14 protein-coding genes are annotated in these 17,519 nt (G+C 69.8%); 9 read left to right on the top strand and 5 right to left on the bottom strand.

Features of this window, described 5'->3' with window-relative positions:
• The first annotated feature begins 59 nt into the window (after window positions 1-59).
• Window positions 60-938 carry a shikimate dehydrogenase gene (locus tag ABKA17_RS35050; RefSeq protein WP_353696380.1) on the top strand — a complete coding sequence of 293 codons (879 nt, stop codon included), beginning with the start codon at window positions 60-62 and terminating at the stop codon, window positions 936-938.
• 19 nt (window positions 939-957) lie between these two features.
• On the opposite strand, the gene ABKA17_RS35045 is transcribed toward ABKA17_RS35050, so the two are convergent.
• Window positions 958-4,803: an nSTAND1 domain-containing NTPase gene (locus ABKA17_RS35045; protein WP_353696379.1), complete on the bottom strand. Its 3,846-nt coding sequence runs from the start codon at window positions 4,801-4,803 to the stop codon at window positions 958-960.
• 268 nt (window positions 4,804-5,071) lie between these two features.
• Between ABKA17_RS35045 and ABKA17_RS35040 the strand changes: the two genes are divergently transcribed.
• From ABKA17_RS35040 to ABKA17_RS35025, 4 genes are all read left to right on the top strand, one after another.
• Window positions 5,072-5,890: an NPP1 family protein gene (locus tag ABKA17_RS35040; RefSeq protein ID WP_353696378.1), complete on the top strand. Its 819-nt coding sequence runs from the start codon at window positions 5,072-5,074 to the stop codon at window positions 5,888-5,890.
• Between the two features lie 194 nt (window positions 5,891-6,084).
• Window positions 6,085-6,918, top strand: a complete 834-nt coding sequence (locus ABKA17_RS35035; RefSeq protein WP_353696377.1) for an SDR family oxidoreductase — start codon at window positions 6,085-6,087, stop codon at window positions 6,916-6,918.
• A 263-nt stretch (window positions 6,919-7,181) separates the two neighbouring features.
• On the top strand, window positions 7,182-8,651 hold the full coding sequence (locus tag ABKA17_RS35030) for an FG-GAP-like repeat-containing protein (RefSeq protein ID WP_353696376.1): 1,470 nt from the start codon (window positions 7,182-7,184) through the stop codon (window positions 8,649-8,651).
• A 370-nt stretch (window positions 8,652-9,021) separates the two neighbouring features.
• Window positions 9,022-10,506 (top strand): ricin-type beta-trefoil lectin domain protein, encoded by a 1,485-nt coding sequence (locus ABKA17_RS35025; protein ID WP_353696375.1) that lies wholly within the window; start codon window positions 9,022-9,024, stop codon window positions 10,504-10,506.
• Between the two features lie 187 nt (window positions 10,507-10,693).
• Here the strand turns inward: ABKA17_RS35025 and ABKA17_RS35020 are convergent, their stop codons facing one another.
• Complete coding sequence (locus tag ABKA17_RS35020) at window positions 10,694-11,332, bottom strand: LysE family translocator (protein WP_353696374.1); 639 nt, start codon at window positions 11,330-11,332, stop codon at window positions 10,694-10,696.
• 249 nt (window positions 11,333-11,581) lie between these two features.
• Complete coding sequence (locus tag ABKA17_RS35015) at window positions 11,582-12,154, bottom strand: hypothetical protein (protein WP_353696373.1); 573 nt, start codon at window positions 12,152-12,154, stop codon at window positions 11,582-11,584.
• Between the two features lie 148 nt (window positions 12,155-12,302).
• On the opposite strand from ABKA17_RS35015, the gene ABKA17_RS35010 reads away from it, so the two are divergent.
• Window positions 12,303-12,902: a TetR/AcrR family transcriptional regulator gene (locus ABKA17_RS35010; RefSeq protein ID WP_353696372.1), complete on the top strand. Its 600-nt coding sequence runs from the start codon at window positions 12,303-12,305 to the stop codon at window positions 12,900-12,902.
• A gap of 158 nt (window positions 12,903-13,060) precedes the next feature.
• Here ABKA17_RS35010 and ABKA17_RS35005 read toward each other — a convergent pair whose 3' ends face one another.
• Window positions 13,061-13,408: a PRC-barrel domain containing protein gene (locus ABKA17_RS35005; RefSeq protein WP_353696371.1), complete on the bottom strand. Its 348-nt coding sequence runs from the start codon at window positions 13,406-13,408 to the stop codon at window positions 13,061-13,063.
• Window positions 13,409-13,536: 128 nt separating this feature from the next.
• Here ABKA17_RS35005 and ABKA17_RS35000 point away from each other — a divergent pair, with 128 nt between their 5' ends.
• A complete protein-coding gene (locus ABKA17_RS35000; protein ID WP_353696370.1) occupies window positions 13,537-13,866 on the top strand; it encodes a GNAT family N-acetyltransferase in 330 nt (109 codons plus the stop codon).
• Between the two features lie 135 nt (window positions 13,867-14,001).
• On the opposite strand, the gene ABKA17_RS34995 is transcribed toward ABKA17_RS35000, so the two are convergent.
• Window positions 14,002-14,454, bottom strand: a complete 453-nt coding sequence (locus ABKA17_RS34995; protein ID WP_353696369.1) for a DUF5707 domain-containing protein — start codon at window positions 14,452-14,454, stop codon at window positions 14,002-14,004.
• Between the two features lie 628 nt (window positions 14,455-15,082).
• On the opposite strand from ABKA17_RS34995, the gene ABKA17_RS34990 reads away from it, so the two are divergent.
• Together ABKA17_RS34990 and ABKA17_RS34985 are read left to right on the top strand one after the other, a co-directional pair.
• On the top strand, window positions 15,083-16,366 hold the full coding sequence (locus ABKA17_RS34990) for an ankyrin repeat domain-containing protein (RefSeq protein WP_353696368.1): 1,284 nt from the start codon (window positions 15,083-15,085) through the stop codon (window positions 16,364-16,366).
• Between the two features lie 621 nt (window positions 16,367-16,987).
• Complete coding sequence (locus ABKA17_RS34985; protein WP_353696367.1) at window positions 16,988-17,494, top strand: hypothetical protein; 507 nt, start codon at window positions 16,988-16,990, stop codon at window positions 17,492-17,494.
• Window positions 17,495-17,519: the final 25 nt, after the last annotated feature.

The following is a 17,519-nucleotide window of genomic DNA, read 5'->3' as shown; positions in this document are numbered from 1 at the left end:
ACGCACCTACCCTGATATTTATAACGAACTGGTTCGTACATTACTCCCGTGGAGTTGTCGTGGCCCAGGACTCGTACCTAGTCGGTCTCATCGGATCGGGCATCGGTCACTCGCTCAGCCCCGAGCTCCACGAGCGCGAGGCGGACCGCCAGGGTGTGCGTCACCTGTACCGGCTGGTGGACCTGAACGATCTGGACATGCGGCCCGAGGACTCCTGGCGACTGGTCCGTGCCGCCGGCTCCTGCGGTTTCAACGGTCTGAACGTCACCTACCCGTGCAAGCAGCTCATCGTGCCCCACCTCGACGAACTGTCGCAGACCGCGCTGCGGTTGGGGGCGGTCAACACGGTCGTGTTCACCTCCGACGGGCGGGCCGTCGGGCACAACACCGACATCACCGGTTTCCGCGCGGCGTTCGCGCGGGGGCTGCCCGATGTGTCGCTGCGGCACGTGGTGCAGCTCGGCGCCGGGGGTGCCGGATCCGCCGTCGCGCACGCCCTGTTCGACCTGGGCGTCGCCCGGCTGACGGTCGTGGACGCCGTGACGGACCGCGCCCAGGCGCTGGTCAAGGCGCTGAACAAGGAGTCCGGCGCGGAACGCGCCGAAGCCGTGCCCCTGGAGACACTCGGCCCGGAACTTGCCGCCGCGGACGGGCTGGTGAACGCCTCACCGATCGGGATGACCACGCATCCGGGTCTTCCGCTGCCGGCCGACATGCTGCACGGAGGGCTGTGGGTCGTGGACGTGGTGTACCGCCCCCTTGAAACGCCCCTGCTGCACGCCGCGCGCGTCCACGGGTGCCGGGTGCTGCATGGGGGCGGCATGCTCGTGCATCAAGCGGCGCACTCCTTCCGTGAGTTCACCGGGATCACGCCGAACACGTCCGCCATGCTGGCCGACTTCGCAGACCTGACGGCCGCGCCGCAGGCCCATACATAGCCGAACGCTCGAACGGGCGCTACGGGGCTGGGACGCACACCCTCCTGTACGGCACCTCCGGCACATACGTCCGCCACTGCTCCCGCGAGAGCTGCGCCCCCGTGCCCGCGCGGGCGCACACCTGGGTGGCCGCGCGTTCGGAGTCGACCGCGTACCGCTGGAGGGGGACATGGGCGCTGCCCGCGTACAGGGTGCCGCTGTCGGCGGTGAAGGCGAGCGAGTCGATCATCTCGCCCGGGGTGGTCAGCGGGCCGCCCAGGGGCTGTTGGGTGGCGATGTCCCAGAGCTGGAGTGTGCCCGTGGTGCCCCCGACGGCCAGGGTCGCGCCGTCCGGGCTGACCGCCAGGGCGCTCACCGCTTCCGGTACCTCGCCCAGGGGAGCGGGGAAGACGTTGCGCAGGATGCCCGTACGGTCGTTCAACTCCCCGTCCCACAGGGCGACCCGGCCGGTCAGGTCGCCCGCCGCGAGGCGTGAACCGTCGGCTGCGAAGGCGAGGGCGCTGATCTGTTCGCCCTGGACAAGCCCCTTGCCGGTGACCTTCCCCGCGTCGAGATCCGCGGTGCGGCTGTCGCTGACGAGGAGGCTGCCGCCAGGGTGGACGGCCAGGTGGACGCTGGTCAGGCCGGTGAGGACGGTCGCCCGGCGGCCGGTCTCGGTGTTCCACGCCTCGTGGACCGGTGTGCCGCGGAGGGGCAGGCGGGCCGCGTAGAGGGTGCCGCCGCCCGGTCCCAATGCCAGAGCGGCCACCGGGGCGGCGGACTCGGGCGTCGCGAGGTCCAGGGTTGCCCGGAGCCGGTCACGGGTCAGGTCCCAGACCGTGAAGCGCTGCGGGGACACCTCGCGGCCGGGCGCCGAGAGCCCGTACGAGAGCGCCTTGCTGTCGGGGCTGAACGCGAGGAGGGCCACCATGTGCGCCGGGTTCAGCGGGTCGGAGCGGGCGGTCGACATGGGTGGGGGCGGGGCGGGGAGCGTGCGCAGGAGGTGGCCGTCGGAGGTGGCCCGGAGCTCGAAACGGTAGCGGGCGTCGACGAGTTGGGCGGTCGCGTAGGTGCGGCCGTCCGGGCTGATGCGTACGGCCGCCATCGGGTGGGGGTGCCAGGCCGATGTGACCGCCTCGCCCAGTTCCAGGCAGTGGACTGCGCCGCCTTCGAGGTAGCGCAGTGCGGTCCGGCGGGTGGGGTCCCAGGAAAGTCCGTACAGGTGCTGGTTGTTGACGGGGTGTCGGAACACGGGAGCCGCCGGGTCCGACAGGCGCCACACCCGGATCTCCGCGCCGGCGTCGGTCGCCAGGAAGGTGCCGTCCGGGGTGAACGCGGCCTGTTTCGCGCCCGGTTCGTCGAGATGGGCGACCTCGCGGGCGGACGCCGTGTCCCATACCGTCACACCGGACGCCGAGAGCGCGGCGAGCCGGGCGCCGTCGGCGCCGAACACGAGGGCCGTCGTATGTGCCTCGGCGCACAGACCACGGGTCCGTTCCCAGGGGCCGGGACGGATGCGGCGGCCTGCGATGTCCCAGACCCGCGGGGACCCGCCCACCGGACAGACGGCGACCAGGCGACCGTCCGCGCTCACGGCCGGAGTGACCGAACCGCCCGCCACCCGGCCCCCGAACAGCACGCCACCGCCGGTGACGGACCGCAGGCTCACCCGGCCGTCGCCGGTGCCGCTCACGACGTAACCGCCCTGCGCGATGTCGATGACGGAGGCGGCGGGCAGGGGGTGCGCGCCGCCGGTCCAGCGGCCGGTGGCCGTGTCCCACAGGCGGATGCCGTCGGCCCCGGCGACCGCGAGGACTTGGGCGTCGGGGCCGGCCGCGAGCACCTCGCCGACGGGGAGTCGGCCGGAAGCGGTACGGCGGCCCGTGACCACGTCCCAGGTGCGCCAGATACGACCCTCGACGCTGAGCAGCGTGCGGCCGGAGTCGGCGAGGAAACGCTTCGGGCCGTTGCCCGGCGCCGGGTCGGTGAAGACGGCGTGTTCCACCTGGGCGAGGGAACCGAGCAGCGCCCGGCGGGCCTCCGGCAGCGGCGAGACGCGCCAGGAGGCGACGCCCAGCAGCATCGCGGTGCGCGGATCGGTCGTCCGCGTCGCGTCGGCGAGGTCGGCGACCCGGCGCGCGGCGTTGTCGGTGTGATGCCGTGTGTTGTCGACGCCCAGGTGCCAGGCGGCCAGCCCGCCCACCAGAGCAATCGTCAGCAGGGCGGACAGCGCGCCGACGAGGCCGCGGGTGCGCCGGGCGGCACGGGTCAGGGCCTGGGCCTGCGCTGCGCGGGCCGCGAGTGCCGCGTCGAGGAACTCCCGCTCGGGCGGGGCGAGACGGTCCTGTTCCCCGGTCGGCTCACCGGCGAACAGGGCCTCGGCGCGGGCCAGCCGACTGCTCCGGATCAGCGCACCCGGGTCGCGGTCGTGCTCCAGCCAGAGCCGGGTCTCCTCGGCCAGCCGCCGGTGGTGGCTCAGCCACTCCCGGTCCTCCTCGATCCAGTCGCGCAGCCTCGGCCAGCAGGTGATCAGCGCCTCGTGGGCGAGCTGGACGCCGTCCTCGTCGGCGGTGAGGAGCCGGGCCCGGGCCAGGCGTTCCACCACCACGGGCACATGTCTGTCGGTCGACTCGGCCAGCTCGGCCCGGGTCAGCGGGCGCCGGGTGTCGGCGCCGCCCTGCCCCGGTTCGACCATCCGCAGTAACAACTGGCGGGCGCTGCGGGCCTGTTCGGGGTTGAGTTGCCCGTAGACCTGCTCCGCGCTTGCCGCGATCGCTCCGCGCACCCCGCCCGCCGCCTCGTACGCGGCCAGCGTCAGCAGCCGGCCCCGGCGCCGCCGCCAGGTCTCCAGCAGCACATGCGACAGCATCGGCAGGGCGCCCGGCCGTTCGAGGACCTCCTCGACGATCCGCGCGGTGAGTTCCCGCTCGACCAGGAGTCCGACGGCCGCCGCCGGCCGGGTCACCGCCTCCCGCAGCTCGTCCGCCGTCATCGCCCCGACCAGCAGTCCGGCACCCTCGAGCGCGTCCGCGAGTTCCGGCTGCTCGGCGCAGCGGGCGTAGAAGTCGGCCCGTACGGACACGAGTACACGCAACCGGCTGTCCGGGTTCCGGGCGGTCAGCAGGAGGTCGATGAACCGGGTCCGCTCGGCGCGGTCGTGGCAGAGGGTGAAGACCTCCTCGAACTGGTCGACGACCACCCAGCTCTCCGGGCCCCCTTCCTTCGGGACCAGCAGGTGCCCGTACGTCTCGGCCGGCCGCTCCCCGGGCGTGAACACCCGCACCTCGGCAGGCGCGACTGAGGAGTCCGGAGTGTCGGGCGAGCCGGGGGAGTCAGGGGCACCGGGGGAGTCGGCCTCGACAGGGGCGCCCGGGTGGGAGTGCCGTCCCCGGTCGGCGCTCTCCTGCTGGAGGCGGGGTATCAGCCCGGCCCGCAGCAGCGAGGACTTCCCGCTCCCCGACGCCCCGAACACCACCGCGAACCTGTGCTCCCGCACCAGCCGCAGGAGCTCGTCGACCAGCCCGTCCCGGCCGAAGAACAACTCCCGGTCGTCCGAATCGAAGGGCGCCAGCCCCCGGTAGGGCGCCGCGACTGCCCCGTCCTCGTCGCGGGCGGCGGACGCGGCCTCCGCCTCGGCGTCCTTCCAGCGCGGCTCCCACTCACCCGGGTCGCCCCCGCACGCCCGCACATACCCTTGGACCACCGCGAGGGACGGCAGCCGCTCCCCGCGCGCCGCCTCGGAGAGGGTCGCCGCGGAGAACCCGGCCGCCTCGGCCATCCGCCGGTACGAGGGGCCGCCCGTCGTCCGCCGCAGTTCCCGCAGCTCATGGGCGAACCGCTGCACCGGACCGGCCTGCGGGTCCACAGGTCTTTCGGGACGCCCCATGAGCTCCACCCTCCCCATCCCCGTACGGCACAGGAGTTGCATCACCGCCACATCACAGGGAAAAACGGGACGCGCACCCTGTCCGTTCACAACGAAAACAACCGAAAACAGTCGGAGCACTGAAGACGAAACTCCCGACGACGGAATTGAACGGCCTGATGAAAGGGGTGCCAGTCAACTTTCCGGCTGCCAGTCTCGGTCCCGCCACGCCGGACGAACGGCACGACCGAGCCGTGTTCCCGGCACGACCAAGTGGAGAGCACCCGCAATGTTCAAGGCATCCACGCACCACCGCAGAACGTCCCGTCTCGGCCAGGCGGCACTGGTCGCGCTCAGCGCGGGCGCGCTGACCGTCAGCATCTCGACGAGCGCGTCCGCCGCCATCCTGACCCCGCTGCCGTGGAACGCGAGTACTTACCAGAACAAGTACATGCCGCTCTTCGACTACGACTCCGACGGCTGCTTCCCCGCGGCGGCCGTCGACGCGAGCGGAAAGCTCAACGGGGGTCTGGACAACACCGGGTCGATCACCGGCGGCTGCCGGACCAACCACCTCGGCAAGGCCAACACGTACTCGCAGAGCTGGTGCAAGGACGGCTGGTGCGCGTACGTCTACGCGCTCTACTTCGAGAAGGACCAGACGCTGAACGGCGCCGACGCCTTCGGACACCGTCACGACTGGGAGTCCGTCGTGGTCTTCCAGAAGCAGGGCGAGGAGAGCCCCCGCTTCCTGTCCGCCTCGCGGCACGGCGGCTACAGCACCCACCCGATCAACGAGGTGCCGATGGGCCGGCTGAGTGGCGAGTCGAGCTACAACCGCGTCCAGATCGTCTACCACAAGGACGGCGCGAGCACGCACGCGTTCCGCTTCGCCGCGTGGGGCGAGGCCCCGGAGGCGTGGGGCGACGGAGGCTGGGACCGCCCGGCCCTGGTCACCATGGAGAACATGGACAAGACGCCGCGCGACCAGCTGTGGAACTCCAAGTGGGGCAAAGCCAACTTCCCGCTGACCGGCAACCTCCAGAGCAACATCAACAAGGCCCGGAACGCCGACAGTCGGGCGGCGGCCGCCATCCCCGCGTTCTGACGCACGGGCACCCAGGCTGACGCGGCCACCGTCGCGCAGGCCTGTCCGAGCAGCCGCCGGTGGGACCAGCCCCCCGCCCCGTCCCACCGGCGGCACCATGCCCGTCCGCCCCGGTCACACTTCCTTGACCTGAAGGGCGGTTGAGTTTCTAGCGTGTCTTCCAGTTGATCACCTGACGACAGGAGAACACGCTGATGATCCTCGTGACCGGCGCCACCGGGAACATAGGAAGCGCGCTGCTGGGGGAGTTGCGTAGGGGCGGTGCGGGACCGCTGAGGGGATTCACCCGCCACACCGCACGAGCCGCGTTCCCCGCTGGAGTCGAGGCTGTCGAGGGTGATTTCGCGGAGCCGCGGTCACTCAAGTCCGCGCTGGACGGGGTGCGTTCACTGTTCCTCGTGTCGCGTCTCGGTCCGGATGCCGACGTCCTGGATGCCGCCAGGTTGGCGGGTGTCGAGCATGTGGTGCTGGTGTCCTCCATCACGGTCCAGACCCATCCGCGCCTGGGTCAGGCCGGCGAGAACCTGGCGGTGGAGCGGCTGTTGCAGGACAGCGGTATGGCCTGGACGATCTTACGGCCGACACAGTTCGCCTCGAACTCGCTGATGTGGGCGGAGTCGATCCGCGGCGGTGAGGGCGTGAGCGCGCCGTATGCGGACATCGGGCTGCCCACGATCCACCCCGCGGACATCGCCTCGGTGGCGCGGGCGGCACTGACCGAGCCCGGTCACCAGGGACAGACGTATGCCCTGACCGGCCCGGAGCCGGTGACGGCCCGGCAGCAGGTCGAGGCCATCGCCGCGGCACTCGGTCGGGATGTGCCCTTCAAGGAGATCAGCCGGCAGGAGGCGCACGCCCAGATGGCCGCGGTCTTCGGGGCCGAGGCTGCGGAGGCGGTCCTCGACGTCACGGGCGGCGACGTCAATGACGAGCTGCTGAAGGTGCGTGCCACGGTTTCACGCATCACCGGCTCTCCGGCCAGACCGTTCCACCAGTGGGCCACGGAGAACGCCGACATCTTCCGCTGAGACACCCGCCCGCCGGCGCCGGTTGTGGTCACAAGGAGGGGCTGCCGCTGTCGCGGGTGGCATCAGGGCAGGAAGTGTCACGAATCCGTGGCCATGGTCACAGCCGTGCCACAGGACTCTGCGGCAACTGCCGGGCGTACAACTTCTGTTGAGGTTCCTCGGTCTCATCTGCGGCAAGGGCGGAAAGCCGTGCGTGACCGGCACGGTGCACTGCCCGGTTCATGAGGCTGCGGCATCGACGCAGCGACACAAGGGGGATTTTCATGCGCTCCACACGCGCCGCCTTCCTGGCGGTAGCCCTGCTCGGCATCACCGGCACCGCGATCGTCGGCGGGCCCGCCTGGGCGGCGGAGGGCGCCCAGCGCGCCACCACGGTGGCCCACGACGACTTCAACGGCGACGGTTACGCGGACCTGGTGACCGCGGCACCCGCCGCCACGGTGGGCGGCAAGCCGGGAGCCGGATTCGTCTCGGTGCTGTACGGCTCGTCCAAGGGCGTCGACACTGCCAAGAAGGTGGTCCTCACGCAGAGTTCGGCAGGAGTACCCGGCAGCCCGGAGGCCCACGACGCCTTCGGCGCGGCCGTCACGTCCGCGGACCTCGACGGTGACGGATATGCCGACCTGGCCGTCGGAATCCCCGGCGAGGACATCGATGACGCCGTCGACGCGGGCAGCATCACGGTCCTGTGGGGCTCCGCCCGCGGGCTGACCGGCACGAGTTCGTGGCTGGAGAGCAACACCACGGGCGCGCCCGGCGCGAGGGAGTCCTACGGCAGCGGGCTCACCGCCGCCGACGTCGACGCCGACGGACGCCCGGAACTGGCCCACGTCAACGCGGAGGACTCCGTCTACGTACACGACTTCAGCGCCACCCGCACACCGCAGAACCCCGAGCAGCTCTACGGTCTGCCCACTGAGGACGGCTTCCGGCCGAGCGGTCTGACCGGCGCCGACTACGACAAGGACGGTTACGCCGATCTCGTCGTCACCGGCACCCAGCCGAGCCTGGAGATCGTGAACAGCCACTCGGTGCTGCTGCGCGGCTCCGCGGACGGACTCGAACTGGACCGCTCCTTCGGCGGAGGCTCGGTGGGCGCCTCCGGTGACATCAACAAGGACGGCTACCCCGACCTCGTGCTGGGCGCCCCCCGCACCCTGGAGCACGGCGAGTGGGACCTGTCCGCGGGCAGCGTCTCCGTGCGCTACGGAAGCCGGGACGGGCTGTTCGACTCCGGCTCCCAGGCGCCGGATCAGATCTTCGAGCAGGGCAAGGACGGCCTCGGCGGCAGCTCCGAGGTCGGCGACCAGTTCGGTAACGACCTGAGCCTCGGGGACGTCAACGGCGACGGCTACCTCGACCTGGCGATCGGTTCCCCGGGCGAGAGCATCGGCGAGGTGGGGGACGCGGGCGCGGTGTGGGTCCTGCGTGGTTCGGCACGGGGCCTGGGGACGGCCGGCTCGCAGAACTTCAACCAGAACACTGCCGGCGTGCCGGGTGCGGCCGAGACGCACGACCGCTTCGGTGCGCAGGCACGGCTGATCGACTCCGACCGCGACGGCCACGCCGAACTCGTCACCACGGCTCCCTACGAGAACGACGGCGCAGGCTTCGCCTGGGTGCTCGACGGCACGGCGTCGGGCGTGACGACCAGCGGCTCCTGGTCGTTCGGTGCCGCCGCGCTCGGCGCATCGGGGGACAACGCCTACTTCGGATCTGTCCTCGGCAAGTAATCCGGATCCGTCCTCAGTAGTCAGGCAGTCGCAGGCCGTCGTGGAGCGCTGGCAGACGTCATCGGTCAGCTCTCCACTTCGGCCTGCCTGCCGCACTCCCGCCCGCGCCCACCCCAGCGACGACCCTGCCGGATCGGTGTTGCCGACCGGTCGCGGCAGCCGGCCGTCGAAAAGGTCTGCCGTGTTTCGGAAGCGTCACGGGACTTGTCATCAGTGGGGGCGTCGTGTCAATGTCCGGTCAATGGTTACGTAACCATGAGTGGTTTGTGGGGATTTGGGACACCCGTATCCGGATCCCGGTTCAACCGTGGGTCGGCTCAGGTGACGAACCCGCACTCCGCCCTTCGCGATACCCGTCACTGGAGACGACATGACCAACACCCCGTCGGGGTCGAGGAGACTGGCCAAAGTGTTCATGGCCGGCCTCGGCGCGACACTCATGTTGCTGACTGCCCCGAATCCCGCCCTCGCCCAGCCGGCCGCCACGACGTCAGCCGCCTCGTACGCGCCGGTCAAGCCCGTGGTGAAGGGCGGTACCAGTGACTTCCGCGGGGTGAACTGGGCAGACCCGCGGGACAACTACGCCAGTGACGCGGTGGTGCCCAGCGGGCTGTCGGTCACCGACGACTACCGCACCGTGTACCGCACCACGGGCCACATGGTGCGCGGGTTCAAGAAGAACCTGGGCGCCAACACGCTGCGACTGCCGATCAACCCGGCAACCGTGGGCACCAACTGGTGGAAGTCGTACCGGGCGACGATCGACGCGGCCACGGCCTACGGTGACAAGGTCATCGTCAGCTACTGGGAGGCCGACACCAGCAAGGACGGGCTGGTCGACGACACGGCCGCCTGGAAGAAGATGTGGAACACCGTGGTGCGGGAGTACAAGCACAACCCGCGGGTCTACTTCGAGCCCATGAACGAGCCGCACGGCTACACCCTGGATCAGTGGGTGTCCGTCACCAGCGGCTGGCTCGCCCAGCACAAGGACGTCCCGCGCGGCCGCGTCGTGATCAGCGGCACCGGCTACAACGACAACGTCACCGGCGTCGGCGCGGCGCGCGAACTGCGGGGAACGCTGCTGTCGCTGCACTTCTACGGCTTCTGGGCCAGCCACACCAAGCAGGCGGACTGGGTCGCCGACCTCGAGTCCCGGATCGGCAACTACGCCGGCCGGACCATCATCGACGAGGCCGGCTCCCCGATGACCACCGGCCTGAACTACGGCGCGTGGGACGGCAACATCTACACGTCGTACCTCGCGGCCGTCACCAACACCGCCCGCAGCAAGGGGATGGGCCTGGTGTACTGGCCGGGCCTCAGGTTCGGCGACGCCTACTCGATCGAGTCCCTGGACGCCGACGGCAACCTGGTGGACAACAACGCCAGCGGAGTCGCGCAGCTGCGCTGGGGCTACGGCTTCGGCAAGACCCCGCCCGTCAACGACCTGCCGCCCGCGCCTCCCGGCGAGGTCCTGCGCGGCGTGGGCTCCAACCGCTGCGTCGACGTGCCCGGCTTCAGCACGACCAACGGCACCCAGCTCGACCTCTGGGACTGCAACGACGGCGGCAACCAGTCCTGGAACTGGGACGCGAACAAGCAGCTCACCGTCTACGGCAACAAGTGCATGACGGTCGGAGGCACCGGAGCCACGGCGGGCGACCCCGTGATCATCACCGACTGCACCGGCGCGGCGGCACAGCAGTGGAACGTGAACGCGGACCTCACCGTGACCAGCGTTGCCAACCCGGAGCTCTGCCTGGACGCAGCCGGCGGCGGCACCGGCAACGGCACGGCGGTCGACGTCTGGTACTGCAACGCGAGCAGCAACCAGCAGTGGACCAGGAGCTGACGTCGGCACCTGTTCCCGTCGACTGCTGAACCAGTGATCCAAACTGCATGGGCCCGGCGAGCACCCTCGCCGGGCCCATGCAGTTCGCGACCAAGAGCTTGTCGATCAGGTCGGTCCCAGTCCGGCCGATCCTGCTCGCCATCTGCCGAAGGCAACAACTGACCGTTGCTCGGGCTGAAGAGGCGGATCAGTCCTTGCGCCCCGTCGCGGCGACGGTGACACCGAGTCCGATCATGGTGAGCCCGCCGACCCCACCGACCAGGGAAAGCCGCTGCGGTGAGCGCGCGAACCAGTCCCGGGCAGTGGACGCGACCAGCCCCCACACCATGTCGGACGCAACGGCAATGAGGTTGAAGACCAAGCCCAACAGCAGCATCTGCGCCGCGACATGCCCCTGGCCTCGGTCAACGAACTGAGGAAGCACGGCGGCGAAGAACACGATGGTCTTGGGATTGGTCACGCCGACCGCGAACCCCTCCCAGAACGTTCGCCGACCACCCTGCGTGGCTCCGGCCCCGGTGACCGCCGCATGCAACGACCCACGTTCACGCCACGCCTTGACGCCGAGGAACACCAAGTAGGCGGCACCCGCGAGCTTGAGCACCGTGAAGACGAGGACCGAGCGCTCCACCACCGTCCCGACCCCGAATGCCACGGCCACGATCAGCGCATAGGCGCCGAGCGTGTTGCCCACGACCGTGGTCAATGCGGCGCGGCGCCCCTGCGCCAGCGCCCGCCCGATCACGAACAGCACGCTGGGACCGGGAATCACGATCAGCAAGAACGACATGGCCGCGAAGGCGAGCAGACGGTCAGCAGAAATCATGACCTCATGCAAGCACGGGGAGGGACCGCCCTTCCAGTCGTATTTTGCGTCCGAGCACCATCACCGGAGGCCGGGGCGATGCCACGATCGTGCGGCCACACGCGAACCTGCCTCTTCGGCGCTGCGGCCATCTCCCTGCTGTCCGGGCTTCGGAAGCCCGGCCGTCGAGGTGGGTGTATCGGGTCACGCAGTTCCCGGACGGTGCTGAGGCGTTCGCCGGGAGTGTCGCGGACACGCCACTGGTGACCGTCAGGTGCGTCGTCGCGCCGGTCGGTTGAGTCGCAGTGCCGAGATGAGGAAGAAGACGCCGCCGAGGAAGGCGTATCCGGCGAGGTTCTTCAGCGTTACGTCGTCGTTCCCCGCCTGGGCGATGAAGGAGGCGCCGGCGAGCGTGGAGATGGTGCCGCTGATGATCATCGGCCACTGACCTCCCAGGTGCCTGCGTACCGCGCCCGTGATGAGCTGGAGAATCCCCGAGGCGATGGCCCATGCGCCCCAGACGCGCAGGACGGCCGGGATGTCTGCGGCGGCGGCGAGTGCCAGGCCGACAGTGGCGAGCGCGCTGATGGAGACATTGGCGTAGAGGGCCGCTGCCGCTCGTCCTTCGGCGTGGGCGGTTCGCAGATCTGTGACCGCAGCTGCCATGTCGACGAGGGGGTAGACGATCAGGAGGGTCACGCTCAGGGCGCCCAGGTCGTGGGCGGTCGTCGCGAGGAGGGCCGCCCAGACGGCCGCGAACGTGAAACGTGCGAGATAGAGCTTGCGCAAGGGTATGGGCGCGTCGAGGGGTGTGCTGGGTGTGCTGCTGGCGAGTGTGTCCATGGGGTTGCCCTTTCCTGGCTACGCGGCGGGAGGGTGTGCCCCATCCCGTCAGGAGGCAGAACGTTCGGTCTCGCTTGGATTCAAGGGGGTGCGGGGAGGGTATGTCAAGACCGAACGTTCTACCTCACCGCTTTGGTAGGGTGAGCGCATGAGCAGCAGGACAGAGGCAGCCGGCACGTCCGAAGCACGCAAGAGGCTGCTGGGCACAGCGACGAGGATCTTCTACAGGGAAGGGATCCACTCCGTCGGCATCGACCGGCTCACGGCCGAGGCCCAGGTCACCCGCGCGACGCTGTACCGGCACTTCTCCGGCAAGGAGGACCTCATCCTGGCGTACCTCGAGCAGGCCGACCAGGGTATTCGCGGACAGGTCGCCGCCGCGCAGGCCGACGCCGACTCGGCGGTGGACAAGCTCAGGGCCGTCGCCCGTTCCATCGCCGAGGGCATCCGATCGCCCGGCTTCCGCGGCTGCGCCTTCCTCAACGCCGTGGCCGAATACCCCGATCCCGCGCACCCGGTCCACCAGGCCGTCCTCGCCCACCGGCAGTGGTTCCTCGACACCGTCACAGACCTTCTCTCGCAGACCGGCACGGCATCGGCCGACGTGGCCGGTCGGCACTTCGTCATGCTCCGGGACGGCGCCATGGCGGCCGGGTGCCTCTTCGACGCGGATCTGGTCTGCGAGACCTTCCTGGAAGGGATCGAGGGCATTTTGCAGGCTCGCACCGCGGTATCCGACTCGGTCTGAACGTGGCAGATGGGGGCGGCCATGCGCTGTGCGCATGCGGGGGGAGCCGTGTGCCCTGTGGTGTCCGGGCGGGCGTTCACTCAGATGACTGCCGGCGCGTCGAAACCGCCGGGCCTCCGCCCGCCCGCTCGCCGAGAGGGCCGCTGGTCATGCCAGGGTCAGTGGCTTGAGCCCTGAGTGCCGCCGAGCTGGTCGCGGTAGCGGGGGTCACCGAGGTACTGCTCCTCGTCGAATACCGGCGCCGCCTTGACCTGGTCCTTGGTCCAGTTCAGGAGCACGGTCCGGGCCGCGTGGTCGATGCCGGAGACGGCCTCGGACGGGATCACCACGTCCTTGCCCAGCAGCGGGAGACCGGTGTGCACCACCGCGTGGTGTGGCCCGAGGTCCGCGGAATGTGCGCCGATCTTGCCGACCTCTCCGTCCACCGCGTGCACGTGGTATCCGGTGAGAGAGTCGTCCGGGGTGTGGCCGGCTGTCGGTACCTGGTCGGTCTGGAACTCGCTCACTATCGTCCTCCCTGTGGTCCTGGTCGGCGTCTGCCCGCCATCCGCCGAGGCAGACGTCCGCCGGCCGGTTTCCACGCATGATCGACTACGCTCGGGTGTGTTCCCCGGCACGATCACAGGAGATGCCCATGCCCCCGCACACCGACCAGGACGGCAGCACGGTGGAGGTCGTCGACGTTCCCGAGGCGTCGCGCTTCGAGGTGCGGATCGACGGGCAGCGGGTGGGTTTCGCGGAATACCTGCGCACGAACGAGCTGGTCGTCTACCCGCACACGGAGGTGGACCCCGCCTACAACGGCCAGGGTCTCGGCTCGGCCCTGGCGCGTGCCGTCCTGGAGGACGCCCGCGAACGGGGGTTGGCGGTGCTGGCGACCTGCCCCTTCATCGCTGCCTACCTCGCGCGACACCCGGAGTACCACGACCTCGCCTACCAGAACCGCAGCAAGGTCGCCGACTGAGGGGTGCGCCGCACCGCACGGTCGCCGTCCGGTGATTGACGCGGCGAACCCACGCCGCTGTAGAGCGTCCGCCGCCGCTGCTCAAGGGGGTGTGAGGGGGCCTGCCGCATGCCGGTCCGTCAGCCCGCGAGCCGATCAGCCGACGGTGAAGTCCACTGCCTTGGTGTTCAGGGCGGTGGTGCCGTCCTCGGCGGTGGCCAGGACGGCGACATGCCAGGTGCCGCGAGGAGACGAGGCCGCCTCGGCGTCGGTCACGGGGGTCGTGTACACGCACCGCGCGTTGTCGCCGCCGGCCGACTGGCAACGGGCCGACTCCGCCTGGGCCATCTCCTTGACGGTCGGCTGCTGCGTGGAGAGCGCGGAGTTCTCCGGCCAGGCCAGCACCTTCAGGTTCTTGACGCCCGATGCCGCGGAGACCTCGGTGGTGAAGGTGAACGAACCGCGCTCACCGCTGTCCGGAGCCACGTAACGGGCTGTGCTGTGCGCCAGGGACGGGGCCTGGTCGCCCGCATGGGCGAGCGCGAAGGCCCCGGCACCGGAGAGGACGAGAGCGCCGGCGATGACGGACAGGGTGATACGACGGGACATGGCTATCGCTCCGTGGGTCTCGGACGTTCTCGATCGAAAGGGCCGGCGCACTCGACGGCGCCGCTGCACCGATGCTCGCAACCCGCAGGCATCCGGGACGTGAGTACGGACACTCAACTGGGCCTGGGTGATTGGGCCGTGCGCGGCGGTAGAGCACCTACGGGATACCGGGAGCCGGAACCGTCCTGGCAGCACAGGGCACGGACAGCTCGACAGGGGTACGCCGGTCATCGTGGTCCACGGCGGCGCCTCAGCCGGAAGTCGGCTCAGGGGGACCAGGCCCAAGTGTCTTCCTGGCCACGGTCTTGTCAGACAAGCAGCTCCGCCGCCTGCCGGTACCGCTCGGACTGTTCCTCGCACGATCTTCGAGAGTCCACACAACGTCCGATGATCACGCGGTGGCCGCTCCAGATCTACCGGGTGTGACAGGCTGCTTCAGCCAGGGGTATCCGCGTAGGACGAGACTCGGGATCGACCACCGAGGCGACATGCCGTCAGCGGCCCAACGCCCGCGTGTTCAGCCTGTGGCTCCGACCCGGGGACGGCGTCACGGACTTGCCCGACGATGTCTCTCCCGGCCTGCGGCTGCTTGGCGAGCGGGTGATCGAATGTAACAGGGGGTTGGGGCATGGGCGAGGATCCACTCATCACGGCGGTGCGGAGCGGGGACGAGGACGCTGTCAGAGTGCTGCTGGAGGACGGGGCGGACCCCAACGCCATCAACGAGCGGGGCACCTTCGCACTCTGCCTGGCCATCTCGGCGTTCCACTCGACGATCGCCGGCTACCTGGTGGGCGGCGGCGCGGATCCGGACCGCCGATTGCCCGACGGGACCACGCCCCTCTTGCGGGCTGTCGACAGCGGCTCGATCGGTCTCGTCTTCTCCGTGCTCAGTGACGCGGTGCTGACCAGCGAGGCCACCCGGGTGGAACTGCTGGCACGCGCCCGGCAGTGGCACGAGACGGGCCCGATCGCCATGCTGCGACAGCGGACCGGCGCCTCGGAGGAGGTCGAGCGGGTTCGGATCCGGGACAGGGAAAGGTTCACCGACTACCACGAGTTCCGGTCCGGCGGAATGACCGTCCGCGACGGCCACACGGGGATCCTCACTCTCCTCGAGAAGCACTTCGGACTGCACCTGGCCTTTGACGAACTGGCGGCCCGAGCGTGTGCACTTGAGTACCCGGACTGGGAGCACGCCGTCTGGTCGGAGATCGTCAGAACCCTTGGCCGGAGGCAGGACGACGAGACCTGGGAGGCTGCGGCGGCACTGCGGGGCCATCCCGATCCCCTATACCGCCGCTTTGGCGCGGAGGTCCTGGTCTGCCTCGAAATCGAGGCTGACCTGACGAACGTCCCGAGTCCGTTCGAACAGCGCACGCTCGAGCTCCTCCTCGACTGGGCGAAGGAGGAGGAACACCCGGACGTCCTGGCCGAGATCCTGGCCGGCCTGAGCCACTATGAGGACCCGAGGATTGAGCCGCTGGGGCTTTCATACCTCGGCCACGCTGCCCCGCAGGTCCGGGGTGCGGTGCCTTCGACCCTGAGAATCGTGGACTCGGAGAGGTCGGGACGGCAGACGTTCACCTCCGAGGGGCTGAACGCTCTGCTTGCACTGGCCCGGGACGCCCACACCTCCGTCCGCCAGGGTGCTGGCTACCGGCTTGCACACAGCCTGAATCCGGAACCAGCCATTGGGGACACCCTGGCCGGCCTGTTCGGCGACGCGGACCAGCAGACCCGGATCTGGGCCGTCTACGGACTGGCCGAGCGGGACGATCCGCGCTGCGTCGACGGCGCCGACCGGGTGGGACCCGTCGACGAGTACGACTCGTGGTCCTGGATACTCGGTGCGCCCTTACGGTACGAGCAGCGCCAGAGAGAGCGGGAAGCGCCAGGCACGACCGAGTAGCGAACGCTCACCTCTGTATCTACCGTGCACCGGCTGTGGTCATCACGGCCGGCTCTGTCCTGCCCACCCGGCACACGATGTGGCTTGCGTCCTGGTCCAGACGTTGACGCACCGAACGCTTCAATCCTCGAACCCACCACCGAAGCACTCGGCCAGATGCGGACAATACAAGATCGCAAAGTGACACTGGAGTACTAGCCGCAATCAAACCAAAGGCAACGACCTCTTGGTCAGGCCTGGTGAAGGGGTTCCGTGAAGTCCGGCTAGGCTCCTGTGAACTTCAGCCCGGGCATATGCCAGGGCTTTTATGTGCGGCGTCCAGAATGGGCACCGGGGGTGGGGCGGATGATGCGTGGTTGTGCGGCTAGAAGACGGGTCGTTGCAGTGGTCGGGGTGTTGGCGCTGGCCAGTGCGTGCGGCACCGGCAGTGGGGGCGGTGGCGGCGCAGGTGGGGAGTCCAAGGATGACGTGTCTGCGGGTGCCGCGTCGCAGCAGGCTTCCGGATCGCCGGCTCCCGTAGGTGCGACGGGGGTTGGCCAAAAGGCCCTCGACCGTCTGGCGCTGAGCGCTCAGGACGTGCCCGGCTATGGCGTCAACACGGTCTCGGGCAAGGGGAGCCCGGTGGACGACGACAGGCTCACCGCCTACCGTGCCGTCGCCCCCGCGTCGTGCCGGCCCGTCTACGCGGCCGTCCAACTGGGGAGCCTGCGCCCCTTCACAGCCCAGGTCACCCAGGACGTGGTGTCCAAAACCGACGACCTCGCGCAGCACGCGAGTGTAGGCCTGGCGTCCTACACTCGCGCCGACGCCCGCGCAGTGATGACGGAACTGCGGACAGCGCTCACAAAATGCACCACCGCTGAGATACGCCCGTCCGCTGCGCACCCCGACGGCGGGTTGGGGTATTCAAATCCCCGCAGCCGCTCGGTTCCCCGTTACGGCGACGAAGCCCTGGCCTTTGACGCCACCCAGGTCGTCGTCGACGGCGGGACAGGACCCGAGATACCTCTCACCGTCCTGGTCGTACGTCAGGGCTCCACCATCGCCACCTTCTTCTCCCTCAACCCCATCCAGCCGCCGACCATCCCCGAGGACATCCGCGACGCCCAGCTGAAGAAGCTCACCTGACCTCGCCGGATGAACAGGGTTGCCG

It is taken from the genome of Streptomyces sp. RG80, assembly GCF_040446465.1.
Taxonomy (GTDB): domain Bacteria; phylum Actinomycetota; class Actinomycetes; order Streptomycetales; family Streptomycetaceae; genus Streptomyces.
This window is presented reverse-complemented; position numbering and strand designations above follow the sequence as displayed.